We start from the raw sequence: 23,864 nt of genomic DNA, 5'->3' as shown, positions 1-23,864 counted from the left end.
GCCGCTACCCTTCGTCCCTGATACGAAATGCCCGAGGCCGCTGAAACCGTCCACGCCTGGCTCGCCGCACTGAACGCGGCGGACGCCGGAGCGCTCCTCGCCCTCTCCGCCCCTGACATCGCGCTCATCGGCCCGCGCGGCACCGCCACCGGGCACGATGCGTTGCGCACCTGGCTCCAGCACGCCGACGCGACGTTCGAACCCCTCGCTACCTACGCCCGCGGCGACGCCGTCGTGGTCGCCCAGCGCGGCGTCTGGCGCGGCGCGCAGACAGGCGGGGCGGAAAGCAGCGTCGAAGTCGCCACCCGTTTCCGCGTCACCTCCGGTCTCGTGGCCGAGCTCCAGCGCTATGATCGAATGGATGCGGCGCTGGAAGCCGCAGGGCTCACGCGGGCTGACCGGCACGACGGCTGAGCTGAAGCGCCCGCCCCTGGAGTACGTGGGTGCGAACAGTATCAGACGAGCCTTGCGCCACTCGGGCGCGTCCGGTAGAGTGCTGTTCGCGCCGTTGTGTGTTGATGAATGTGTCCATTAAGACCACTAGTACATGCCGACGAGCCGGCGGTTACCCGTGCCACCTCCGCTCCCGTTCAATTTCTCGGAAGATGCCGCCGCGCTACGCGCAAGCACGGCTCTCTCGGAGGAACTTCCGGGCGCAGTCGCGTCAATCCTCGAGGAACTCGCGCGCGAGGCACGAGCTTGGTTCCTAGACAGCATTCCCGGGAAGCGCCGGAGGGTCCCCGCGCATGCGCTCCGCGAATTGCCGGCCGAGCTGGTGGGGCCGGTGGGCCGGACCTTTGAGTTGCTGCGGGAAGACCCTGATGCCGAGACTCGCGAGGCAATCGGGCTCGGGCTGCTCCTAGTGGCGGAATGGGCGGAAGCGGAGCGGGCGCACCGAACGGCCGTGGTCTTTTACCAGGCTGCGCTGACCGCTACGCCGGACAACGTGCAGATGGCCTACCACATCGGCCGGCTCCTGCGACGTATCGCGATGTACGACGAGGCGGAAGCGTGGCTGCTGCACACCGTCGACAAGGCCGCCGTCGCGGAGAATTGGGAGAACCACGCGCTCGCCCTGTCCGGGATCGGCAATCTGAAGCGCGAGCGCGGCAACTTCCCTGAATCCGTCCGCTTCCACCGCCTGACACTGGAGTCGGCGCGGCAGCATGGCGTCAGGCGCATCGAGGGGGATGCGCTCTACGACCTCGCGGTGATGTACTTCGAGCAGGGGAAGCTGGAGGAAGGGATGGGCTACGCACGCGAGGCGATCACCGCGTACGGTCCAGGCCACAGCCAGCTCGTGCGAATGACGAACGACCTCGCGTGGATATGGATGCATCTGCACGGGCAGCCTCGCCTCGCTTTGCAGATGTTCCAGGAGATCGAGCCTCGCGTGCAGGATCCTCGTTTCCGGGCCGTGCTGCTGGCGAACATTGCGCGCGCCGCCGCCGAGATCGGGGCTGAAGCCATCTATGAACTGGCGTGGCTCGAAGCGTTTGCATACATGCGGAAGCAGGAGACGGACGAGGGTCACGCCGCGGCGTTCGCCCAGCTGGCGCTCGCCTCAGTGGCGGCCCTGCAACTGGAGCGCGCCCGCCAGTCCGCGACGATGTGCCTCACGATCGCGGAGCGACGCGGCGAACACCGCTCGATCCACATGGCCGAGCAGATTCTGAGCGCCACCGACCGCGGTTTCCCTGACAACGAACGGCTGCGGGAACTTTTTCCTGCGGTCGCCATTGAAGAGCCGCGGATCAACGTGCTCCGGCGCGAGCGCGATGAAGACTTCGCCGCCACGATCAGCGCGGCGGTGAGGGCGCGCCGGGACGATGCTCCCGAGAGCCCCGTGCGTACCCTCGTCCGCGGCAAGTAAGCTAGTTGCCCGAGCCGACCATCCCAGACCCGCGCTCGGTCAAGGTCGTGGTGTCTCCCGCCGCCGTCGTGGAGCCGTTCCCCGCCACGGTATCCGAGTCAATGTTCCCTGACCCTACCATCCCGCTCCCGTCGAGACTCGGCCGGTTCGGTTGAATGGCGGTCGTCGGGCTGGTGTCACTACCGCAAGCGGTTAAGGCCAGCGTGGCGAGAACGGCTGCGGCTGCACGGAATGCGCGCATTATCCTGCTCCTGAAAAAGGTGGAGGTGCGCTCCGGGACCTCCGGAATGCACCACTATACTATGCAACGCGTTCCTATCGGGACACAACTATGCACTGAGAGCGCGTGCGGTGTCTACTTTCCCAGTGAAGTACCGGACGGGTTGTTCGCACGGCACAGCGTGTTGGAGCACTTTCAGTTCCCCAGCCCTCGCGCAACTCCGCTCTGCTCCGCATTCGTAGCCGCCGCCGAGTTCGCGTGCCCCGACGATATTAACCGTAAGATCCGCTGCTCCTCCCGCGTCGAGCACCATCTGGACGTTACATGCCAAGTTCACTAAGGAAGTGAGCGAAGGATGTGCTGTTGTGTCGCGCAACGTTAAGTCGTAGCTCGCGGAACATTTGGGGCCCGTGGTTTACCTCACTGTATGTAAACCCTCTAGCGAACATGCTCCTAAGATCTTTCTTACCATCACGCCCCTCAAAGTTCTTCTGCCGAATCCCCTTTCGCAGAAAATTCTTCCGGCTCGAGAGGTGCGCGATATCGGCAAGGAACCAGTTCTCGATCATTCGATTTAGCGCGCATACGTGGACTGGGACCGGGTACCCACGGGTTGAAATCTCGTCCGAAAGCCCGGTTAAAAACTGGTCGTATGGTTCCGGCCTAGCCTCGAAGTCCAATAACAGAACGACCGCATGGCACCCCGCGTCTCTAAGCATCCGAATTTGCTTACCGGATGTCGCGGCGATCCGCTCGATAGTAACGGTGTGCCCCCGGGGACCGTCTGTCTTGATTATGTGAAAACCCGATGCCAGGCGGGAACGCAGGGTCGCAAAATCACCCGGCCCATCAACGATGATTCCGATCACACTGCCTCCCCTGCCGGCACGCCCCCCAACGCACCACTAACCCATAGATCCCCGAGCCCGAAGTCACTTCGATTCAGTATGCCGACTACCTCGGCCATCGCAGATACATGCTCAACAACAGTTCCGGATGCGGATGGGGACACGAGGACTACCTCTTCTGGCTGCGCAGCATTGAGCATCGTTGCAGAATGTGTAGTGAGAACGAAGTACCTCTGTCTTGGGCGATCTTTACCCCGCATCAGCTGAATCAACCGCTGTTGCATCCACGGGTGCAAGAAGTTTTCTGGTTCCTCAAGAAGGTAGATTGACGAGAACGGGACGAACAAGCTGACGAGGATGCCCAGCCACTTCATCGTCCCGTCAGACACTTCCTCTGGGTAAAATCTATCTTTACCTGATTCAAACATCGTAATCCGCTTACCGTTACTGCGATCGACGTCGACCGTAACTCTATCGATTAACTGTACCGCGGCCGAAAGCTCGCTATTGATGTTGTCTAGCGTACTCTCCCGCTCCTTCTGTGTTCGATAGGCGCCGTACGGGTATGTCATCGAAGTTTGCCATCCAGTATTCCTTAATGACGGCGGGTACCCGGATTCATACTCGCTGCTCCGGGTGGGCCTAATGCGGATGAAATTCTTTTTTTCTAACGCGTGAATCACCTCAGTCAAGTTCTTGCCATTCGGAAGCATTTCAGCTGTCGGGAGTTGGTCAGTGGCCTCACGGGCTGTATTCGGATGGATGTCATATTCACTCAGATTCTCAATGGCTCGCAGCAGTTGCTGCATAGTAAGATCAAGGGAGCTCAATGGCCTAAGCAAAGTGACATCGCTTGAGCGACGCAGGTCACGGAGCAGTTGTTGGACCTTGTCCGAGATGTGTGCGTACGCCTCAACCTTATTTCCGGGTGCTAGTCTGCCGAGTTCAGAAAATAAATCGCGGCCGATCTCCTCCTGTGGAGCTAGATAGTAGGTGACCTTCGGAGACCTGCTTTCAAGCCTCGAGATTCCCGCTTGAAAAACAGTATGCGACTTTCCGTTCAACAGTGTGAAGAGCTCAACTGTTTCATCGGCTATAGTAGTGACTCCATCCGATCCATGCTGTGCGACTGAGAATGCCCATCGCAAGAAGTAGACTGTGGGGTTCCGTTTGTATGTGCGCGATCCGTACGGCACAACGATGTCGAACGACATACCCTTGCTGCGACGTCGGTAGGCCCGGACGGGCCCCCCCGCGCGGGCCACAGCTAACGCTGCACCTCGAACGACGACATCCCTTACAAATTTAAGCGCGTTTAAGACATTCGTTTTCCCCGAACCGTTGGGACCGATTAGAATCGTGACACCCGGACGTAGCTGGAGCGTCGTGGCCCGGATTGATTTGAAGTTGAATACTGAAAATTGGATTATCATGCTCGCACAGTAGCCGAGTGGTTGCGGGGTTCAGTCATTCCAGCACTTCCACCGAGGGTGCGTACCGGGGTGAGAGTAGAATACGAAGGACCCGTCGTCAGCCTCCGAAGATACCGTCCTCCTCGCCCCTTCGGAAGAATCCTGCTCCACAGACCAGGTGCTCAAATCTGCTGAAGAATGCTGTGCACCTCAGGTACTTTCGTTTGGATCACCTCCCAAACGAGTTGGTAATCCACTCCTTCTTGGTAGCCTCGCGATGATCTCAAGGCTGCGGACGAAAGCTCTTTGGAGCGTCGCGTCCGCGAGGAACGTCTCGGGGCTGAGACCTTGGCTAGTGTCGACCATGTACTCAGCTTCGGTGAGCATGTGCCGAAGATAGTCACGCAGCTCGAACTACATCTTCTGCCTCCGCCAGGATGCGGGGACCGATGTAGGGGCTGAGCGACTCGGTGGTTACGAGCTCCACGCGGCGCCCGAGGCGATCTTCCAGGAGGTCGTAGAGGCGCATGAACGCGTCGAAGCTCTTTTGAGCAGGGGCGAACTCGACGAGCAGGTCCACGTCGCTCTCCGCGCGGGGTTCGGAGCGGGCAAAGGAGCCGAACAAGGCCAGGCGTCCGACGCCAAGGCCGCGGATCTCGTCCTTCGCCGCGGCGAGACGTTCGAGGACGTCGGCTCGGGTGCGCACGGGTGTGGTCATGCCCGGAAGGTAGGAGGCAGGGGGGCGCGGGGGAAGCGCCGCTACCCGCGCGGTGGCAGCAGGGCGGCGATGCGGGCGGAGATGGAGGCGAGGCGCTCGGCGTCTTCCGGGCGGCTGGAGGCGGCCAGGGCGCGGAGGGTGTCGACGTCGTCCCAGGTGAAGGGGGCGGGGGAATCGGCGCGGGCAGCGGTGAAGATGTCTTCGATGAGCGCGAGCATCCGGTAGCCGGCGGCGCTGATCTTCTGGAGGTCGGGCGTGAATCGCTCGTCGCCGGTTTCTTCCGCGCGCTCGGCGAGGAGCTCGGCGTAGCCGATGATCTGGCCGAGGGGCGTGCGCAGGTCGTGGAGCTGCGCGGAGGATAGGGCGGATCCGCCCGCGTCGTTCGTCTCGTTCATGGCGCGGCTTCGGCGGCTGGCGCGGTCCCGCCGCGAGCGAGGAGCGCCTCGATCTTGGTGAGCAGGCGCGGCAGGTCGATCGGCTTGGTGTCGTAGTCGTCGCACCCGGCGTCCATGGCGTGCGCCCGGTCGCCGGCCATGGCGTGGGCGGTGAGGGCGATGACCGGGATGTGGCCCGTGGCCGGCGCCGCCTTCAGCCGCCGCGTCGCCTCCCACCCGTCCAGCACCGGGAGGCTCATGTCCATCAGCACCAGGTCCGGCAGCACCGTGGCGGCCTGGTCCACCCCCTCCTGGCCGTCGACCGCCACCACCACCTGGTACCCTTTCCGCTCCAGGCGGCGCGACAGCATGTCGCGGTTCATCTCGTTGTCTTCCACCAGCAAGATCTTCTTCATAGCGCAGCCGCCTGGTCTCCATCGGGGGTGGGCATCACGCCGCGAGGAACGGCGAAGTCGTCCAGCAGCTCGCCCACGCGCGCCAGCAGCGATTCGTGCGAGTCGCCCGTCTTCTGCAGCACCGTCTCCACGTAGCCGCTCAGCCGGCGGCGGTCGCGCGCGCTCAGGTCGTGGGCGGTGACGACGATGATGGGCACGTTGCGCCACTCGGGGTGGCGGCGCACCTGGTCGGCAAACTCGAAGCCGTCCATCTCCGGCATCATCAGGTCCAGCAGGATGACGGCCGGGCGCTCCGCCTCCATGCACTTGAGCCCGGCGCGTCCGTTGACGGCCTCGCAGACGCGGCATCCCTCTTTTTCCAGCACGTTGCGCATCATGGCGCGCGTGGCCGGGTCGTCTTCCACCAGCAGTACCAGCGACTCGGGGCCGGGGTGCACGTACTTGCGGATGGTGGCGGAGAGCCGGTGCCGGTCCACGGGCTTGCTGGCGTACTCGGCCGCGCCGAGCGCGAAGCCCGCCTCCGGGTCGTCCACCAGGGTGAGCATGATGACGGGGATGTTGCGCAGCTCCGCGTCTTCCTTGAGCGCCTTGAGCACGCTCCAGCCGTCCATGTCGGGCATCATCACGTCGAGCGTGATGGCCGCCGGGTGCAGCGTGCGCGCCAGGAGCAGCCCCTCCGGCCCGCTGGCGGCGGTGCGGACGGTGAACCCCTCCTGGGCCAGGTAGCGCTGCAGGAGCTCACGCGGGGCGGGGTCGTCGTCGATCACCAGCACGCAGCTCGTTCCGGGCGGGGCCTCGCCGCCGCCCGCGGTGATCTCGCCGTTGCGCGAGGCTACGAAGGCGCCCGCGCGCGTGCCGTCGCCGTCCGGCGCGCTCTCCTGCATCAGCGCGGGGAGCTTGATGGTGAAGACGCTCCCCTCTCCCATCACGCTGTGCACCGACACGTCGCCGCCCATCATCTGGCAGAAGCGGCGCGTGAGGGCCAGCCCCAGCCCCGTGCCCCCGAAGCGGCGCGTGGTGGATGCGTCCGCCTGGCTGAAGTCGAGGAACAGCTTGGAGAGCTGCTCGTCGCTGAGCCCGATCCCCGTGTCCGCCACCCGGAAGACGATCCACTCGCCGCCGTCCATGAGCTGGCGGTCGGCGTCGAGGGTGATGGTGCCGCCCTGCGTGAACTTCACGGCGTTGGAGAGGAGGTTGTAGAGCGTCTGCCGCACCTTCATCTGGTCCGCGCGCATCTCGCCGAGGCCGGCGGCGCGCACCACCTTGAGGGTGTTGGCGTTCTTGTGCACCATCGGCTGCACCGTGGAGGCGACCTCGTCGATCAGCTCGGCCAGGTCGAAGCGCTCCACGAACAGCTCCATCTTTCCGGCTTCGATCTTGGACAGGTCCAGGATGTCGTTGATCAGCGCCAGCAGGTGCTTCCCGGCGGAGTTGATGCGCTCCAGGTCCGCGGCGAACGATTCCAGCTCCTGCTCGTCGGCCTCCTCCTGGAGCATCTCCGAGTAGCCGAGGATGGCGTTGAGCGGGGTGCGCAGCTCGTGGCTCATGTTGGCCAGGAACTGGCTCTTGGACCGGTTCGCCGCCTCCGCCGCCTCGCGGGCCTCCGCCACCTCCTCCTCGGCGCGGCGCCGCTCGGTGACGTCCTCCAGCGCGAGCATCAGCAGCTCGCCGTGGCTGCCGGCGCGGAGCTGGCGGGCGTTCAGCAGCATCACCCGCCGCCCGATCTGCGGAAAGGTGTGCTCCAGCTCGAAGTCGTTGAACACCGACCGGGTCGGGATGATGTCCTCCAGCAGGATGCGCAGGTCAGGGATGTCCCACTGGCCGTTGCCCAGCTCGTAGATCAGCCGGCCCTCCGTCTCCCCCGCGCCCACTTCGAAGGTCTGGTAGAAGGCGCGGTTGGCGCTGCGCACGCGGAGCGACGGATCCAGGATCAGCAGCGGCTCGCGCACCGTTTCCACGATGTCCTGCGCGTACGTCTCGATCGCCTCCAGGTCCGCCTCCGCGCGGCGGCGCTCGGTGACGTCCTCCATGGCGAGCACGAGCAGCTCGTCGTGGCTGCCTGCGCGGAGCTGGCGGGCGTTCAGCAGCATTACCCGCCGCCCGATCTGGGGGAAGGTGTGCTCCAGCTCGAAGTCGTTGAACACCGAGCTCTTGGGGATGATGTCCTCCAGCAGCGTCCGCAGCGCCGGGATGTCCCACTGCCCGTTGCCCAGCTCGTAGATGAGCTGGTTCTCCGTCTCCTCGGCGTCCACCTCGAAGGTCTGGTAGAAGGCGCGGTTGGCGCTGCGCACGCGGAGCGACGGGTCCAGGATCAGCAGCGGCTCGCGCACCGTGTCCACGATGTCCTGCGCGTACGCGTCGATCGCCTCCAGGTCGGCTTCGGCGCGGCGGCGCTCGGTGACGTCCTCCATGGCCAGCACCAGCAGCTCGCCGTGGCTTCCGGCGCGCAGCTGGCGGGCGTTCAGCAGCATCACCCGCCGCCCGATCGCGGGAAAGGTGTGCTCCAGCTCGAAGTCGTCGAAGACGGAGTTCTTGGGGACGATGTCTTCCAGGAGGGTGCGCAGGGCCGGGATGTCCCACTGGCCGTTGCCCAGCTCGTAGATGAGCTGGTCCTCCGTTTCCGCCGACGTCACGCGGAACGTCTGGTAGAAGGCGCGGTTCGCGCTCCGCACGCGTAGCGTGGTGTCGAGCATGAGCAGCGGCTCACGCACGGTGTCCACGATGTCCTGCGCGTACGTCTCGATTCCTGCGTCCACCTGTTCGCGTTTCATCATCCGTCCCCTGCATGGTTTCCGCGCCCTCCGGCGAACGGCTCCCCGGCGACGATCCCGGTGCGGGTGCGCGTCACCTGGGGCCACCCGGTCGTGCTCGCCGCTGCTCCGGCATCGACCGGCTTCCGCCTCGGGAGGGATGCATCACAAGAATCGTGCGGCCCGGTCGCGGCAGCACGATTTCTGGCCTGCGCGGTCATGGCGGCGCCTCAGAAGGTCGCCTCCGCGTGGTCAGGGTGACTCGGAGAGAATTCCTGGCGGACGCGACGCTTCAGAGCAGGTACTCGGCTTCGTCGAGGATGTGCTGAAGATAGTCACGCAGCTCAAACGACATCCTCTGCCTCTGCCAGGATGCGGGGGGCGATATAGGGGCTGAGCGACTCCGTCGTCACGAGCTCCACGGCGCGCCCGAGCCTCTCTTCGAGGAGGTCGAACAGGAGCATGAACGCGTCGAAGCTCTTCCGCTCGGGAGCGAACTCGACGAGCAGATCCACGTCGCTCTCAGGGCGAGCTTCCGATCTGGCGAAGGAGCCGAACAGTGCCAGCCGTCCCACGCCGAGGCCGCGGATCTCATCCTCCGCCGCCACAAGACGTTCGAGAACGTCGCTTCGGGTCTGCACGGGTGTCGTCATGTCCGGAAAGCTAGGAGGCGACAGGTCACAGGGGAAGCGTGGTCGTGGCAGAAGGGCGCTGTAGGGCTTGCCGTCGTATCAGAACGTCGCCTCCACGCCGATCGTGGGCAGCACGGGGAACATGCTGATGCCGGAGCGCGTGGCGGGGGTGTCGCTGTAGTTGAAGAAGTATGAAGAGGACGTTCCCGCCTTTCTGAAGTGTGCGTTCGGCGCGTAGTCTTCGTCTGCATCCTCGCGCACCGGACAGCGAAGGAGCGAGATGCCTTCCGCACCGCATAGTGCCAGCATCACCGCGAAACGGACTCCGTGCCGTAGCCGTAGCACCGTTGAGCGCGAGCGGAGTCGAATCCAACACGTATCTATGTATCACTTCCTTGACGTACTCGTGTTCGCGTACTTCCCGCTGAAGTGCCTCTATTCGTGGCAGCGCTGGCTGCGCGATCCCGAAGCAGCCGAAATCCGAGCGTACGAAAGGTTGAGTACCAGTCCGTTCGGATTCATGACTGCTGGAGGTAGCACCCTTTTACGCGCCTCAGCCGTGTGCCTGTACGCGGGGTGGCGTGCAAAGCTGTGGTGGCTCTGGGCGCTCTTCGCCGCGGTCACGTTCGTTTCCGGCCTCATGACCATCGGTGCAATGGCTTGCGCTCGGCACGACAGGATGGCCCCGCCTGTAGTTCCTCCGATCACCGAAGAACGCCTCCGACGGCTGGTTGCGCGGGGAAAACGGCGAATCTGGATCCAAGCCGGCCTGCTCCTGCTCTGGCTTTACTCGTGGCAGCACCTTTTCCTGAACCAGTAGCTGCGTTCCCCGTTCCACGTAGGGGGGCGGGCAAGTTCAGAACGTCGCCTCCACGCCGATCGTGGGCAGCACGGGGAACATGCTGATGCCGGAGCGCGTGGCGGGGGTGTCGCTGTAGGTGTAGAAGTAGAAGAGGGCGTTCGGACGACCGTCGAATGTGCATTGGAACAACGCGGGTAAGTGCACCTTCTACTACAGAAGTCAAACTTGTTGGTAGGAATCGCCCAAGTGCTCCGAAATTCGCGACGAGCTTGTGGGCGAGCACCGGGCACCATCAGTACCATCCCATCCCCGACGCGGAGGAGTACTCGTTGGTTGCCTCGGTCCAAGTGCTGGAATCTTGGTGAACCTGCCCGGACCCGACAGGCTCCCGTTAAGTGGTTCGAGCTCGTTCACCACCCAATGTCTAAGTAGGCTTTCCGAACGAACTCCGCAGGGCGGTCGTGGTACTAAGTTGTGCACGCAGCGAGCGGTTGTTCGATATGTGTGTGCCTTTTGAGGATCCGCTATTTAGTTGGTGCGTTCGTCGCGCTATCCAGGTATATTCGACCGTGTTCCGTTCTCGTCTCGTGCCTAGTGTGTCCAGATGATCCGTGATAGCCGCCCATTCAGACTCGAGCGTCACATGGTGCCGCTCATCCAGCGGGCGCTCCCAAGTGTGCTCGCCTTGGAGACGGCTGCCACAATCAAGATTGTGCGCGAGCCGAGTATCGGGCTAGTGATTCCAGACGTTCTCGTCGGGGTGGTTAATCGGCGTCCCAGCATACTCGCTAGGAGTCACTTCACTACAATCGAAGGCTCTGTATTGGCGGTACTCGAACGTGCTGGATTGATGGAAACTAGAGCTATACAACGCGCCTTGTTTCTCCCCGATGTAACCTGCTTCCGTGTACTCGAAAAGCTGTGTCGCATTGGAGCAATCGAGCGGGTAGGCGAGGCTGAGTGGAAGCTCAATCAGTCGGCGCAGACCGGTGGTGTCGAGTTGATTGCTTTCGAGGCGAAACTTCGTCTCTGGAAGCGTGCTCTGGATCAGGCGGTCTCGTACCTCACCTTCGTCGACAGGGCCTACGTCGTACTTGATGGGAATCAGGTACGTATTTCCGCTGATGTACTCAGTGCCTTCGTTGATCAGGGTGTTGGACTGTGGCTACAACACGGATATGCAGCGACCGAAGTTGTTCCCGCGAGGGGTTCGGCGCCGCACTTTTCCGCTGACAGGGTGAGAGCGATCGAGAAGGTGTTACGCGCCCGGATTTGGCGTAGAGCCACCACCAATGGTTCCGTCGCGCCACCGCTCGAAAGCTCGCAGCCAAGCAGCTTGGTGGGACAGCTCAGTGTGGTGTGAACTCCTAAAACCGTTGCTGTGCAACTCGCGCGACAGTTCAACGGCCCGGCAGAGCCACTTGTGTACAAATTCGACCCGGTCGGGTTGACTCAGTCGATGGAGAAAGCCGCCGAGCTTTGCGACTGTATCGTTGTAGTGCGCGGCTGCGGCGGTAATATTTGAAGCGCGGTAAGTCCAGGTAGCTACGTCGTCAACTTTTGCCCCGCTGGACAGCGCGTCGTGCAGAGGCTGACTAGCGTCCGTTTTTGAGAAAACCGCCCGTTCGAACCCACCCGCGTTCAGCGCATCGAGGCTGCCCCGCAGACCTACATCCCCGGCGAGAGCCAGGCTGTAGTACCGGGGATACGCCAAACGCACATCTTCCTCCTCAGCCTCGAACTCGGATAGCCGGAGCTTGCGCTGCCCTAAATAGTACCCGCTGGACCAGATTTTCGCGCCCGCAGCCGCAGCGACCGCTCCGAATGTCCCCGCGTAATTTACTATCGTGTCCAGCCTCGCTCCTCTGGTGAAGTCGTCAACTAGTTGGAGGAGCGAGTAGAGTGTGTTCTCGTCTCCGCAGACGTATCCATCCTCCGACGCCTGTTCAATTACTATGTAAGCCCCTGCAACGCCTCTGGCGCTGACTTGGTCAGAAATCAGTGATAATACGGTGTTCTGTTGTGGATCGAGTCCGCGTAACGCTACATCTGAGATTGCGACCGTAGCATAAATCGGACTGCGGACGCGCAACTCGACACACGCCTCAAGACCGGCATCGAGCCATGCGAGTTCGTCCTCGTAGCTGGTAGTGAGCGTATTCGTTAGCGGCGACGGCAGGATGATCGCATCGCACTCGAGATCCACCTGTAGCTGGACGGCAGCTCGCGCCGCAACCGCGATCTCAGCGGGGGATCGGCGTGTGCTCCCGCGCCACGCCTCGAGAATCTGTTGCTGAAAGGTGTTGGTCCAATCGGCTTGCTTCCCATGAATAGAACTATCATACGACGGCACATCCGGGGGTGAGAACCAGCCGTAGCTGGACAGTTTTACAACTGCCTTCCGCGAGCGGTCGGCGCTCAGCCCTCCGAGATATAGCTGCGGGTCAAAAAGGCGATGCTGGAGATGTGGGAACTTTCCAAATCGGCGGCGAATCAAGCCATGCTGCGGCACCGCCGAAGCGGCGATGATGCCCCCCGGGATGGAGACGGAGCAGTTGTCCGGCAGCTTGAATGCCCAGCGGACGTTGTAGTAGAACATAGCGTATCTTAGAAAAGGTTTGCCCAGCGGTCGAACTCCAAGGCGGCGACCTGCGGGTCGGGCCGGAATGCAGCACGAACCGTGAGCAACGAGTCGATCAGGGTGGCGAAGCCACTCGGTACAAGTGGATTGACCGTTGTAGCGCGCGGTACCGTGCCCACAGCGAGCCGGTTCTGGTCACGGGAGGTCGGGTGGGCACCGCCCAACGCTTCGAGCAGTACAACGCCCAATGAAAACATGTCCGACTTGCAAGTGAGGTTGCGTTCCGTTCGGCACTGTTCCGGGGACATGTAACCAACGGTGCCCCAAGTCGCTCCGTAAGCGGTGAGAGAAGGCTGGGCTAAGTGGCGGGCAACACCCAGGTCAATGAGTACGGCCTCCGCGTCGCCATGCCGGAGCATGATGTTAGGCGGCTTGATATCACGATGAATGATTCGCTTCGACCAGAGTTCAGCAATTGCGGAGGACACATCCCGACCTATGCATGCGATCACCTTGAAGGGGAGTGCACTGCCGGTGACACGGTAGTCGAGTGCCTCCCCGTGCACAAACTGCCATGCGACAAACTTGATCGGCTGGCCTTCTAAGTTGATCGTTCCGTGCTCCACCAGTCCGGCCAATGACGGGTGCCGGATATGCTCCATCGCTTCGATCTCTCGTTCGATGCGGTCCAGTTCGACACTTGCAAAGTAAAGCTTCAACGCGACCGCATCGTCCGTCTGGACGCCGCTTGTGGTGCTTTGGCGTCGCGCCAGATACACGGACCCTTGGGCACCAGGCCGGATCTCGTTGGAGATCGTGTAGCGCCCCCCTAAAGCTGCCTCGATCTGTGCCGGAGTAAACGGCTGCGGTGCTGGCATCGTCAGTGATTCGAAGGAAGAGCTGGAGCTTTCTAGCAACTTACACGCCTTTCCTGAAGTCGCAACCTTCGGTAGCCGCGTGTGAGCACTCCCAATGCGCGCCAACCCCGCTGTAGATGCACATCGAGAAAACCGGGTGTGCAGATTTACCGTACATCACTCTTCTACTTGCGGCAAAATACGCCCTCTATTGTGGACGTGCCGCGAGGGGGTGTTAGTGCAAAACGCTTAGAAATTCGCCTCCACGCCGATGGTCGGCAGCACGGGGAACATGCTGATGCCGGAGCGGGTGGCGGGGGTGTCGCTGTAGTTGTAGAAGTAGAAGAGCACGTTGCGGCGGTTGTAGGTGTTGAGCACCTGCACGTACGGCGTGAGCGTGCCCCAGCTTCGCTCGTAGCGGCGGCGCAGCGTCACGTCCAGACGGTGGTAGGCGGGATAGCGCTCCTGGTTGCGGCTGCCGGGCACCACGTACACCGGGAGCTCCGGGTCTTCGCTGCGGGGGCGGGGAAGGCGGTAGCCGCCGCCCACCACGTCCGTCTCGAAGCCGATGATCTGCGCCACGGGGCGCGAGTAGGGGACGCCGGAGCCGAAGTTGAAGCGCCCGCCCAGCTCCGTGCGCCGCCCCAGCCGGTACTGCGCCACCACGTCCAGGTCCACGCGCCGGTCGAAGATCGGGGGGAAGGTTACCGTCTGCGGCACGCCCTCCAGCCCGGCGGCCGTGGGGTCGGGAAAGGTGCGCGTGGCACGGAGGAGGGAGAGCGTCGTCCAGCCGGTGAGGCGGCCGGAGGTGCGCTTCAGCAGCAGGTCGAAGCCGAACGAGCGCCCCCGCCCCTCGATCAGGTCGTCGCCCTCGCGGTTGGGGTCGTCCGCCACGTTCAGCTCGGTGAGGCCGCGGAAGCGCCGCGCGTACGCCTCGGCCGACACGTACCAGCGGTCGCCCCAGAACTTCTCGATCCCCGCCTGCACCTGGTCCGAGACGACGGCGGGGACGTCGCGGTCGGCGGTGATCCAGGTGTCGTTGGAGACGGGGAGGTTCTCGTCGCGCAGGGAGTGGAGGAACTGCGTGTAGCGCCCCACCGACGCCTTGATCGCGGCGTCGCGGCCGGTGCCCAGGAAGCGCTTCGCCGCCAGCCGCGGCGAGACGATGGGGCGCGTGTGGCCGCCCGCCGTCCACACGTCGGCGCGCAGGCCGGGCTCCACGATCCAGAGCGGGGACGGCTCCCAGCGAAGCTGCCCGTAGCCGCTGGCGAGGGTGCCGCGCCTGCGTGCCGAGAAGAAGACGGTGCCGCCCGCCTCGCCCAGGTTGCGGTAGGCGGGGAGCGTCGCCTCCACGCCGGTGCGCAGCGCGAGCCCCGTCCCCAGCGGCCGCCCGAAGTCGGAGCGGAGCTGCCACTGGCTGACCGCCGACTCGAAGCGCGTGTCGCCGAAGTCCACGAAGGTCAGCGCCTCCGCGTAGCGCGAGAAGCCGAGCCGCGTGTCGGAGGTCCACCGCCCCAGCGGCTGGCTCCAGTGCGCGCCCGCCACCTGGTTCCCCCAGTTCCAGCGGATGCGCAGGATGTCGTCCGCGCTGTCGTCCTCCGGCTCCTCGTCTTCGGAGCCCGGCGCCTCGAAGTCGGAGAGGTCCAGCACGTCCTGGCCGCCGTAGCCCGTCAGCCGCAGGGTTCCGCCGCGCGGCATGGGGATGGAGAGGCCGAGCTGCAGATCGGTCAGGTGGTACGGGAAGTCGACTACGGGGGCGAGGAGCGCATCGAAGTACGACCTTCGCGCCGAGACCAGCCATCCGCCGCGCCGCCCGAGCGAGTCGCGCACGGGAAGGTCGCCGCGCAGCGCCAGGCGCGTGGCCAGGATCGACACGCCGGCCGAGCCGCGAACGCCCTTCCCCTGCGTCCCCGGCTCGGTTTCGACGTTGAGGACGGACGACACGCGCCCGCCGTACTCCGCGCCGAAGCCGCCGGCCAGGAGCTCCGCCCGCGCGATCACGTCGCCGTTGAAGACGGAGAAGAGGCCGCCCAGGTGGAACGGGTTGAAGATGGGGAAGCCGTCCAGCAGCACCAGGTTCTGGTCCGCCGAGCCGCCGCGCACGTTGAAGGCGCTGCTGAAGTCGGATGTGGACACGACGCCGGGGAGCACTTCGACGGCGCGCATGATGTCCGCCTCGCCCAGGCCGGGGATCACCTTGAGCTCGGCGCCGGTGATGACGCGCGAGGTGACGCCGGCCTCGGTTTCGAAGCGGGTGCGCTCGCGCTGTTCGGCGGCGCCGGCGCGGGCCTGGATGGCTTCCAAGGTGAACGATTCCTCCGCCAGCACCAGCTCCGCCCGCGCCTCCGCGCCCGCGGCGACGGTGACGGTCTGCTCGGCGGCGGCGTAGCCGAGTCGCTGGGCGCGCACCCGGTACGCGCCGGCGGGCAGGTTCGCCAGCCGGAATGCGCCCCCCTCGCCCGTGACGGCAGTGCGCCGCGCCGCGCCTCCCGCCGCGGGGATGGCGGCCACGCGCGCCCCCGCGATCGGCTGCCCGCCCGGCCCCGTCACGCGCCCCGCGACCGCGCCGCCCTGCGCCCATGCGGGGGTGCACGCCATTGCGAGCGCGTACAGGAGGAGCATGGCGGTTCGATACGGTCGCATGTCGTTGGTTCGGAGGACGGGGGGTGTGCGCGGGCGTGTCTCTGCCCGCGTCACGATGTACGCCGCTGCGCCCCGGGAGGTCCCCCGCGCCCTTGACGCCCCCTGTTGCGCGGGCAAGGTTAACGGCCAGAGCCGTAGGATGAATCCCCCCGGCTGGAACTACGCGAAGGCGGCTGAAGCCGGCTCGAGAAGCGAGATGCGGCAGGCGCTCGTGGAGGCGGGGTCGTCTTGCGCGAGGCACGGGCAGCCACGTGGGGCTGCCCCTACGGGGTTTGGGGTCTGGAAGGCGGGGGTCGGTGGGGGGGAGAGGGTGGGCAGACACGCAGGTCTGCCCCTACAAGGATCGGGGTACGCTATAGGGGGCGGTGTTGGGGCGGGCACGGGCGCGATGAATCGCGCCCCTACAGCCCCGGGGCGGCGCGGGAATCCGGCGGCCCGAGGGCGGATCCCGACCGCGAGTCCGCGAAGGCGGACTTTGTGCTGTTGTTGCCGCGAGTTCACTCGCCGGGGCCAGGAATACCCAGGATTACACAATGGAAACGACGATGCAGCGCAGGCTGGTGAGCATCCGGCGGCGCGTGCCGATGGACAGGATCGAGGAGTACGTGCCGCTCTGGCTGCAGCTCCACGCGGCCGCGACGTCCAAGGGGGCGCACGCGTGGAACTTCATCTCGGCGGACGTGCCGGAGGTGTACCTGGAGTTCCTGGAGTTCGGCGCCGAGACCGACATCCGCGCGGACGAGGCGACGGTGGAGGCGATCCGGAAGCTCCACGAGGCGTTCCACGACACCTACCCCGCGCCGCAGACCATCGAGGAGTGGGTCGCCGTGCCGACGCCGCCCACCATCGCATGAGCACGGACCGCGAGCGGCTCGTCGCGCTGCTGCTGGAGAGGTCGTTCCGCGTGGGCGACTTCGCGCTGAGCAGCGGCGCGCGCAGCCGGTTTTACATCGACTGCCGCACCACCACCACGCACGCCGAAGGTCAGGCCGTCGTCGGGCGGCTGGGGCTGGCGGCGGTGCGCGACGCGGGGCTGCGGCCGGATGCCATCGGCGGGCTCACGATGGGCGCGGACCCGGTGGCGTACGCCATCGCGCACGCGTCGTGGATCGCGGGGGACCCGGTCAACGCCTTCACCGTGCGCAAGGAACCCAAGGCGCACGGCACGGGGAAGCGCGTGGAAGGGTGCTTCGCGGCGGGGATGCGTGTGGTGGTGGTGGAGGACGTGATTACGACCGGCGGCAGCGCTCTCAAGGCCATCGAAGCCGTGGAGGCGGAGGGCGGGGAGGTGATCGCCGTGCTCTCGCTGGTGGACCGCGAGGAGGGCGGCCGCGAAGCCATCGAGGCGCGCGGCTACCCCGTGCACGCCATCGTCGGGGTCGGCGAGCTGCTGGGGGCGGCCGGCTAGCCGATCGGGATCGAGATGACGATGGGGTAACCGCCTTCGCCCGGCGCCACGGTGAGCTTGCGGTCCACGAAGTTGTCCGGGTGGACGTGGCTGTAGCGCACCACCGTCAGCCCCGTGAGCGTGCCGATGGCGGCGCCCGCCACCACGTCGCTCGCCCAGTGCTTGTCGTCGAAGATGCGCGAGGTGCCGGTGAGCGTCGCGAGCGTGTAGAGCACCCCGCCCACCACGAAGCGCGAGTGGGGGTGGCGCGCGGCCGTCTCCGAGGTCAGCGCCGCGGCCATGGCGAACGCCGACGCCGTGTGCCCCGAGGGGAACGATTGGTAGTCCCGGTTGCCGAAGCCGCGGAAGAGCTTGAAGTCCTGCGAGTTCCCCTCGTCCACGTAAGGGCGTGCCCGGCCGGCCACGCCCTTGACGACGTACGTCACCACGTTGGTCGCCACCACCGACTCCACGCCGTGGAGGGCCACGCCGGCCATCGCGTCGTCGCCGCGGGCGCGGCCCACCAGGTAGAACGCGCCTCCCCCCACCAGCGTGCCCGGCACCGCCAGCAGTCGTACCGCGGCGGAGCCCCGCCCCAGCAGCTTGCTGTCCTGCCACTCCGGCTCCCGGAGCTCCTGCGTCAGCCTCTCGTCCAGCGGGCGCATGGCGACGGCCGCGACCGCGAACCCGCCCAGGATCAGCGCGTCGCTGCGCGGAAAGACGTGGCTGGGGACGCGCGCGCTGTCCCCCGCCTGCGCCACCGCCGGGCGCGCGGACGCCGTGGCGAGCGCGAGGGCGGCGGCCACGGTCCAGCGCAGCGCCCGGGAGATCCGCGGGCGGATGGCGATGTTCGTCATGGGAAAGCTCACGCGGCAGGGTATACCGGCGCGCCGGGGCGCGGGACCCGCGGAGCCCGCACGATCCGCGCCTATTTCGCCGTGAACCACATGCGCGCCGCCACGATCACCAGGAAGAGGGCGAAGGCGCGCTTCATCTGCACGGGGCTCAGCGTCTGCGCCCAGCGCGCGCCGAAGTAGGCGCCCACCAGCAGCCCCAGTGCGACGAGAAGAGACGCGATCACGTTGACGTGGCCGTTCTTGTAGTACTCGTACGCGCCGAGGGCGCCGACCGGCAGGAGGAGCGAGCCGAGCGAGGTGGCGGTGGCTTCGACCGGAGACATCTTCGCCACCAGCATCAGCGCGGGCACGATCAGCACCCCGCCGCCGATCCCGAACAGCCCGGAGAGGACGCCTGCGCAGAGGCCGATCGCGAGGTACGTCAGGTGCATGATCCCGTCCTTGGTGTGAGCGAGCGCTGGATGAGCGCGGCAAGATAGCGACTCCCGGCAGCCTTGCCCAATGCGCGGCGCCGCCTCAACTTCGCAGGCGATCCGCCAAACCGATTCCGGAACCGGGACCCATGAACCGACGCATCGCACGGGCAATCCTCGCACTCGTCCTCGTCCCTCTCGCGCAGCCTCTCGCGGCGCAGCCGGCGCGCGCCACGCAGCCCGCGCAGCAGGGGGTCGACTACCGCATCGAGGCCCGGCTGGACGAGGGGAGCGACATCCTGCACGGGCGGGCGCGGCTGCGCTACACCAACCGCTCGCCGCGCCGGCTGGACACGCTCTACCTGCACCAGCACCTCAACGCCTTCCGCCCCAACAGCGCCTGGGCCCGGCGCGAGGCGTTGTACGGCGAGATGCGCTTCCAGAACCTGGGCCCGGCGGAGCACGCCTTCGAGCGCTTCACCGCCGTGCGCGTGGACGGCCGCGACGTGCGCCCCGTGTACCCCGGCGCCCCCGACTCCACCGTCACCGCCATCCCCCTCCCCACGCCGCTGCGCACCGGGCAGTCGGTCACGGTGGTGATGGACTGGGACGCGCGCCTCTCCACGCTGCCGCGGCGGCAGGGGCGGCGCGGGCGGCACTTCGACTTCGCCCAGTGGTACCCGCGCATCGCCGTGTACGAGCGCGGCGGATGGGCCACGCAGCCCCTCCTCCCCCAGGGCGAGTTCTACGGCGAATTCGGCGAGTACGACGTGACGCTGGACCTCGCCGCGGACCAGGTGGTGGGCGCAACCGGCGTGGTGGTCGATGGGAACCCGGGATGGACGCCGGACGCATCCGAGCGCTCGGCCTACGCCGCGCGGCCGGCCGAGTCGCTCGGGCTGCTGACGGGCGCGGCGGAGAACGGTCGCAAGCGGGTCCGCTTCCGCGCGCAGCGGGTGCACCACTTCGGCTGGGCGGCCGATCCGCAGTTCACGCACGAGGGCGTGACCCGCTTCTCGCTCAACGACGCGGGCACCCGCTCCGACCTGCCGTCGATCCACGTCCTCTTCCTCCCCGGCGACACGGCGTGGGCGGGAAATCGCGCCGCGCGCCGCACGCTTGACGCGGTGCAGTGGGTGGGCGCGCTCTTCGGGACCTACCCCTATCCCCAGATCACCAACCTCCACCGTCTGGAGAGCGGCGGCACCGAGTTCCCCATGCTGGTGATGAACGGCTCGGCGAGCGAGGGGCTGATCGTGCACGAGGTCACGCACCAGTGGCTGCACGGCATCCTGGGGAGCAACGAGTGGCGCGAGGGGTGGCTGGACGAGGGCTTCACCTCCTTCGTAACCAACTGGTACACGGAGGAGAAGCTGCGCCGCGAGGGGAGCGCGGCGGCGGCCGACACGGTCTGGAACGGCACCATGCGCGGCCTGGAGCGGCTGGAGCGCGCCGACAGCACGCAGGCGCTCGACCTGCCGGGCGCCGCGTACCGCTCGCCGCGCATCTACAGCGCGATGACGTACAACAAGGGCGCCGCCGTCCTGCGCATGCTGCGCGACTACCTGGGCGACGCCACCTTTCGCCGCGTGCTGCGCCGCTACTACGAGGAGTGGAAGTTCCGCCACCCCACCGGCCGCGACTTCTTCGCCGTGGCCGAGCGGGTGAGCGGGCGCGACCTGGACTGGTTCCGCGCGAGCTGGGTGGAGCGCACGGACCGGCTGGACTACTCCGTCGCCTCCGCCTCCGCCACCCGCCTCGCGAGCGGCCGCTGGCAGACGCGCGTGGAGCTGGCGCGCACGGGCGACGCCTGGATGCCCGTCACCATCCGCGCGGGCGACGCGGAGCAGCGCGTCACCTCTCGCCTGCGCCGCCAGACGGTCCTGCTGACCTCGCGCGAGCGCCCCACGGAAGTCGTCGTCGACCCGCGCTGGATCGTGATTGACGCCGACCGGTCCAACAACCGGGCGCCGGTGCGGTGAGCTGGCTCCTGGTCGCGCTGGGGGGAGCGGCGGGCGCCGTGGCGCGCTTCGGCGTGTCGCAGGCGTTCGCCGCCCGCGACGGCTTCCCCTGGGCGACCTTTGGCATCAACGTGGCGGGCTCGCTCGCCCTCGGCCTCCTCATGGGCGCCTTCCCCTCGCCCGAGGAGGCGTGGCGTCTTCGCGCCCTCCTCGCCATCGGCTTCTGCGGCGGCTTCACGACCTTCAGCACCTTCAGCTACGAGACCGTCCTCCTCCTCCAGCGCGGCACCCCCCTTCCGGCGCTAGGATACGCGTTCGGCAGCGTGGCGGCCGGGGTGCTCGCCGCCTGGATCGGTCTGCGCCTGGCCTAACAGCAATCTCACACAGAGACACAGAGACACAGAGGAGAAAACAAGAAGTTCTTTCTCTGTGTCTCTGTGTCTCTGTGTGAGCCCTGCAGTTGCTGTTTTCCACGCCATCCAACCCATTTGCGATTGGCAGCATCCAACCCCTGTGAAGCCCTTTGCGTGATGATGCGCATCGGGGAAATTCATCCATAGAGGGAGGTTGGGATGCTGCGAAAGAACGTTTGCCTGCTGGCCGCGCTGCTCGCCCTGGGCACCGCGGCGGATGCAGCCGCCCAGACGCGCTGCTACGTCTGGCGCGACGGACGCCGCGTGGAATGCGAGCGCGACCGCGAAAGGGAACGCGAGCGCGAACGGGAGCGCCGCCGCGAGGCCGAGCGCCGCCGCGAACACGAGCGCGAGAGGAGCCGCACCATCATCGTGTGGGGCGGGCGCGGCGACCCCGCGCAGTTCGGCGTGCGCGGCGGCTACGACTTCGACGAGGACGTGGGCACCGCCGGCGCGCAGCTCCGCGTGCCGCTCGCGCCCGGGCTGGCGCTGGCGCCGAGCGCGGACGTCTTCTTCAACGACTCGCCCACCGAGTGGCAGATCAACGCCGACCTCCTGCTGCGCCCCGCGGCGCTCGGCGGGCTCTACGGCGGCGTCGGCGCGGCCTTCCTCAACCGCGACTTCGAGCTGGACGACGACAGCGACACCGAGGCCGGCCTCAACCTGATCCTGGGGCTGGAGAGCGGGCGCATCCGCAACACCAGCGTGCGCCCCTTCGTCGAGGGCCGCTGGACCCTGGTGGACCACTACGACGCCTTCCGCCTCACGGCCGGAATCAACGTGCCCATCTCCGGCTTTCGCTGACGCGGCCACGGCGCGGGAGATGAATCCCGTGGCGCGGGTGGCGACGTAGCACTTCCAGGCGGACGTCGCTTCCTGCACACCCGGTGAGAATGGACAGTTTGCACGGCGTGGCGCGAGGGATGCGGGGGAACCGGAGAAACATGCGGCTCCCCCCACCCCGAGTGCCCCGCTCGATGACCCTGAAGCCCCGTCCCGAAGAGGGCCCCGCGGCTGACCCGGAGACGGACCGTCTCCTGGTCGGCCGCGTCGTGCGCGGGGACGAGAGCGCGCTGGCAGCCCTTTATGACCGGTGGGTCGATCGCGTATATTCGATCGCGGCCCACCTGACGGGTGCCAGCGACGGTGCGGACGACGTGGTGGAGAAGGTGTTCTCGCAGATCTGGAAGGATGCGGCTCGATACGACGCGGAGCGGGGAAGCGTGGCGGCGTGGATCGTGACGATCACCCGCAGCCACGCCCTCACCGCCCGCCGCGCGGAGGGGAGGCGCCTGCGCCACAACGAGATGCGCAGCCAGTTCCTGCGCGACGAGGGGACGATCACGGCCGCCTCGCCGCTCCAGGAGCTGGAGGCGGGGGAGAACCGGGAGGCGGTGCACGAGGCGGTGCGCAGCCTTCCCGACGAGCAGGCGCGCGTGGTGCGGATGACCTTCTTCGAAGGGCTGAGCCAGGCCGAGATCGCGGAGCGGCTGGAGATTCCGCTCGGCACGGTGAAGACGCGGGTTCGGCTCGCCTTCGTGAAGCTCCGCAGGACTCTGGACGGCCTGCGCGGGAGGGCACAGTGAGCGGCATGGACGAGCACGCCGCCCTGCGCGCCGTCGTCGCGTCCGCGCGCCCGGAGACGTTGTCGGAGGAGCAGATCGAGCGGCTGCTGGCGCACGCCGGCGACTGCACCGACTGCTCCGCGGAGTTCTACGAGTTCGCCGCCACCGCCATCCTGGCGCAGACGCCGCCCGTCCGCTTCGACCCCGAGCGGTCGGCGCGGGTCAAGGAGCGCCTCCTCGCGCGCACCCGGGTCCGCGTGGACCCGGCCGCCCCGCCCGCGCCGGCCGCGAAGCGCCACTGGGCTCCGTACGGGAGCGGGTGGCTGGCCGCGGCTGCGATGGGGGTGGCGCTGATCACCCACCACGGCTTCCACGAGCCGCTCCGCGCGGGATGGCTGGTTGCGGCGGGCTTCGCCATCATCTCGCTGGGACTGGCGGTGTACGCGCGTTCGCAGACACAGCGTCTCGAGGAGCTGGAGCAGCGCCTCTCGGGGCGCGAGCACGAGCTGCCGGACCGCTGAAGATCGCCTTGGAAACGGGGGCACGGAGAGCGCTTCTCCGTGCCCCCGTTCGCGTGCATGGTTCCCCCCTCCGCCCGGACGGGTTAGATTCCCCGCCGTAACCGTAACCCGTTCTCAACAGCCCGCTTCCGGGAAGATGACGCAGCTTCTTCCGCTCGTCCGCGACGGCGTCGTGCGCGGCGCCTGCCCACACGACTGCCCCGACACCTGCGCCATGCTGGTGCACGTCAAGGATGGCCGCGCCGTGCGCGTGCAGGGCGACCCGGAGCACCCGGTGACGCAGGGCTTCCTCTGTACCAAGGTCAACCGCTACGTCGAGCGCACCTACCACGCGGACCGGCTCACCACGCCGCTGCGCCGCGTGGGTCCCAAGGGCGAGGGGCGCTTCGAGCCGGCCACCTGGGACGAGGCGCTGGACGACATCGCGCGGCGGCTGAACGAGATCCGCAACGGGCCGCACGGTCCGCAGGCGATCCTCCCCTACTCGTACGCGGGGACAATGGGGCTGGTGCAGGGCGGCTCCATCGACCGACGCTTCTTCCACCGCATCGGCGCGTCGCTGCTGGACCGCACCATCTGCGCGACGGCGGGGACGGAGGCGTGGAAGGTGACGTACGGCGA

The 23,864-nt window shown here is 66.6% G+C and carries 22 protein-coding genes; 10 read left to right on the top strand and 12 right to left on the bottom strand.

From position 1 onward, the window contains the following. Positions 1 to 27: 27 nt before the first annotated feature. Both VF647_17015 and VF647_17010 read left to right on the top strand, forming a co-directional pair. Positions 28 to 414 carry a nuclear transport factor 2 family protein gene (locus VF647_17015; GenBank protein ID HEX8453806.1) on the top strand — a complete coding sequence of 129 codons (387 nt, stop codon included), beginning with the start codon at positions 28 to 30 and terminating at the stop codon, positions 412 to 414. 346 nt (positions 415 to 760) lie between these two features. Next, a complete protein-coding gene (locus VF647_17010) occupies positions 761 to 1,873 on the top strand; it encodes a tetratricopeptide repeat protein (protein ID HEX8453805.1) in 1,113 nt (370 codons plus the stop codon). Between the two features lie 1,085 nt (positions 1,874 to 2,958). Here the strand turns inward: VF647_17010 and VF647_17005 are convergent. The 10 genes from VF647_17005 to VF647_16960 form a co-directional block, all read right to left on the bottom strand. Further along, entirely contained in the window at positions 2,959 to 4,155 is a 1,197-nt protein-coding gene (locus tag VF647_17005; GenBank protein HEX8453804.1) for an ATP-binding protein, read from the bottom strand. A 598-nt stretch (positions 4,156 to 4,753) separates the two neighbouring features. Then, positions 4,754 to 5,071 (bottom strand): nucleotidyltransferase family protein, encoded by a 318-nt coding sequence (locus tag VF647_17000; protein HEX8453803.1) that lies wholly within the window; start codon positions 5,069 to 5,071, stop codon positions 4,754 to 4,756. Positions 5,072 to 5,112: 41 nt separating this feature from the next. After that, positions 5,113 to 5,466, bottom strand: a complete 354-nt coding sequence (locus VF647_16995; protein HEX8453802.1) for a histidine kinase dimerization/phospho-acceptor domain-containing protein — start codon at positions 5,464 to 5,466, stop codon at positions 5,113 to 5,115. Continuing rightward, the gene (locus tag VF647_16990; protein ID HEX8453801.1) at positions 5,463 to 5,861 is read right to left on the bottom strand and encodes a response regulator; all 399 of its coding nucleotides are present in this window, start codon (positions 5,859 to 5,861) and stop codon (positions 5,463 to 5,465) included. The genes VF647_16995 and VF647_16990 overlap by 4 nt, the downstream gene beginning before the upstream one ends. Beyond that, complete coding sequence (locus tag VF647_16985) at positions 5,858 to 8,635, bottom strand: response regulator (GenBank protein HEX8453800.1); 2,778 nt, start codon at positions 8,633 to 8,635, stop codon at positions 5,858 to 5,860. Before VF647_16985 ends, VF647_16990 begins: the two co-directional genes overlap by 4 nt. Before the next feature lie 320 nt (positions 8,636 to 8,955). Continuing rightward, positions 8,956 to 9,264 (bottom strand): nucleotidyltransferase family protein, encoded by a 309-nt coding sequence (locus tag VF647_16980; protein HEX8453799.1) that lies wholly within the window; start codon positions 9,262 to 9,264, stop codon positions 8,956 to 8,958. A gap of 835 nt (positions 9,265 to 10,099) precedes the next feature. Then, a complete protein-coding gene (locus tag VF647_16975; protein HEX8453798.1) occupies positions 10,100 to 10,234 on the bottom strand; it encodes a hypothetical protein in 135 nt (44 codons plus the stop codon). A gap of 1,069 nt (positions 10,235 to 11,303) precedes the next feature. Continuing rightward, positions 11,304 to 12,644, bottom strand: a complete 1,341-nt coding sequence (locus tag VF647_16970) for a hypothetical protein (protein HEX8453797.1) — start codon at positions 12,642 to 12,644, stop codon at positions 11,304 to 11,306. A gap of 8 nt (positions 12,645 to 12,652) precedes the next feature. After that, the gene (locus VF647_16965) at positions 12,653 to 13,504 is read right to left on the bottom strand and encodes a serine/threonine-protein kinase (protein HEX8453796.1); all 852 of its coding nucleotides are present in this window, start codon (positions 13,502 to 13,504) and stop codon (positions 12,653 to 12,655) included. Between the two features lie 228 nt (positions 13,505 to 13,732). Beyond that, complete coding sequence (locus tag VF647_16960; protein HEX8453795.1) at positions 13,733 to 16,126, bottom strand: TonB-dependent receptor; 2,394 nt, start codon at positions 16,124 to 16,126, stop codon at positions 13,733 to 13,735. A 533-nt stretch (positions 16,127 to 16,659) separates the two neighbouring features. Between VF647_16960 and VF647_16955 the strand changes: the two genes are divergently transcribed. Both VF647_16955 and pyrE read left to right on the top strand, forming a co-directional pair. Further along, positions 16,660 to 16,980 carry a hypothetical protein gene (locus VF647_16955; protein HEX8453794.1) on the top strand — a complete coding sequence of 107 codons (321 nt, stop codon included), beginning with the start codon at positions 16,660 to 16,662 and terminating at the stop codon, positions 16,978 to 16,980. After that, on the top strand, positions 16,977 to 17,534 hold the full coding sequence (gene pyrE, locus VF647_16950) for an orotate phosphoribosyltransferase (protein HEX8453793.1): 558 nt from the start codon (positions 16,977 to 16,979) through the stop codon (positions 17,532 to 17,534). The genes VF647_16955 and pyrE overlap by 4 nt, the downstream gene beginning before the upstream one ends. On the opposite strand, the gene VF647_16945 is transcribed toward pyrE, so the two are convergent. After that, the gene (locus tag VF647_16945) at positions 17,531 to 18,370 is read right to left on the bottom strand and encodes a phosphatase PAP2 family protein (GenBank protein ID HEX8453792.1); all 840 of its coding nucleotides are present in this window, start codon (positions 18,368 to 18,370) and stop codon (positions 17,531 to 17,533) included. The genes pyrE and VF647_16945 overlap by 4 nt on opposite strands. Before the next feature lie 71 nt (positions 18,371 to 18,441). Further along, complete coding sequence (locus tag VF647_16940; protein HEX8453791.1) at positions 18,442 to 18,801, bottom strand: sulfite exporter TauE/SafE family protein; 360 nt, start codon at positions 18,799 to 18,801, stop codon at positions 18,442 to 18,444. Between the two features lie 131 nt (positions 18,802 to 18,932). Between VF647_16940 and VF647_16935 the strand changes: the two genes are divergently transcribed. From VF647_16935 to VF647_16910, 6 genes are all read left to right on the top strand, one after another. Further along, positions 18,933 to 20,765: a M1 family metallopeptidase gene (locus tag VF647_16935; protein HEX8453790.1), complete on the top strand. Its 1,833-nt coding sequence runs from the start codon at positions 18,933 to 18,935 to the stop codon at positions 20,763 to 20,765. Continuing rightward, complete coding sequence (gene crcB / locus VF647_16930; protein ID HEX8453789.1) at positions 20,762 to 21,115, top strand: fluoride efflux transporter CrcB; 354 nt, start codon at positions 20,762 to 20,764, stop codon at positions 21,113 to 21,115. The genes VF647_16935 and crcB overlap by 4 nt, the downstream gene beginning before the upstream one ends. A gap of 201 nt (positions 21,116 to 21,316) precedes the next feature. Next, positions 21,317 to 21,961, top strand: a complete 645-nt coding sequence (locus VF647_16925; GenBank protein HEX8453788.1) for a hypothetical protein — start codon at positions 21,317 to 21,319, stop codon at positions 21,959 to 21,961. Positions 21,962 to 22,134: 173 nt separating this feature from the next. Continuing rightward, the gene (locus VF647_16920; protein HEX8453787.1) at positions 22,135 to 22,743 is read left to right on the top strand and encodes a sigma-70 family RNA polymerase sigma factor; all 609 of its coding nucleotides are present in this window, start codon (positions 22,135 to 22,137) and stop codon (positions 22,741 to 22,743) included. Then, the gene (locus tag VF647_16915; GenBank protein ID HEX8453786.1) at positions 22,740 to 23,243 is read left to right on the top strand and encodes a hypothetical protein; all 504 of its coding nucleotides are present in this window, start codon (positions 22,740 to 22,742) and stop codon (positions 23,241 to 23,243) included. Before VF647_16920 ends, VF647_16915 begins: the two co-directional genes overlap by 4 nt. A 136-nt stretch (positions 23,244 to 23,379) precedes the next feature. Further along, positions 23,380 to 23,864, top strand: a 485-nt coding sequence (locus tag VF647_16910; protein ID HEX8453785.1) for a molybdopterin-dependent oxidoreductase, incomplete at its 3' end; no start/stop codon positions are given.

Origin of the sequence: Longimicrobium sp. (assembly GCA_036387335.1) — a bacterium.
In the GTDB taxonomy this organism is placed as follows: Bacteria; Gemmatimonadota; Gemmatimonadetes; order Longimicrobiales; family Longimicrobiaceae; genus Longimicrobium.
The sequence above is the reverse complement of the archived record's forward strand: the minus strand, read 5'-3'. Positions and strand labels throughout refer to the sequence as shown.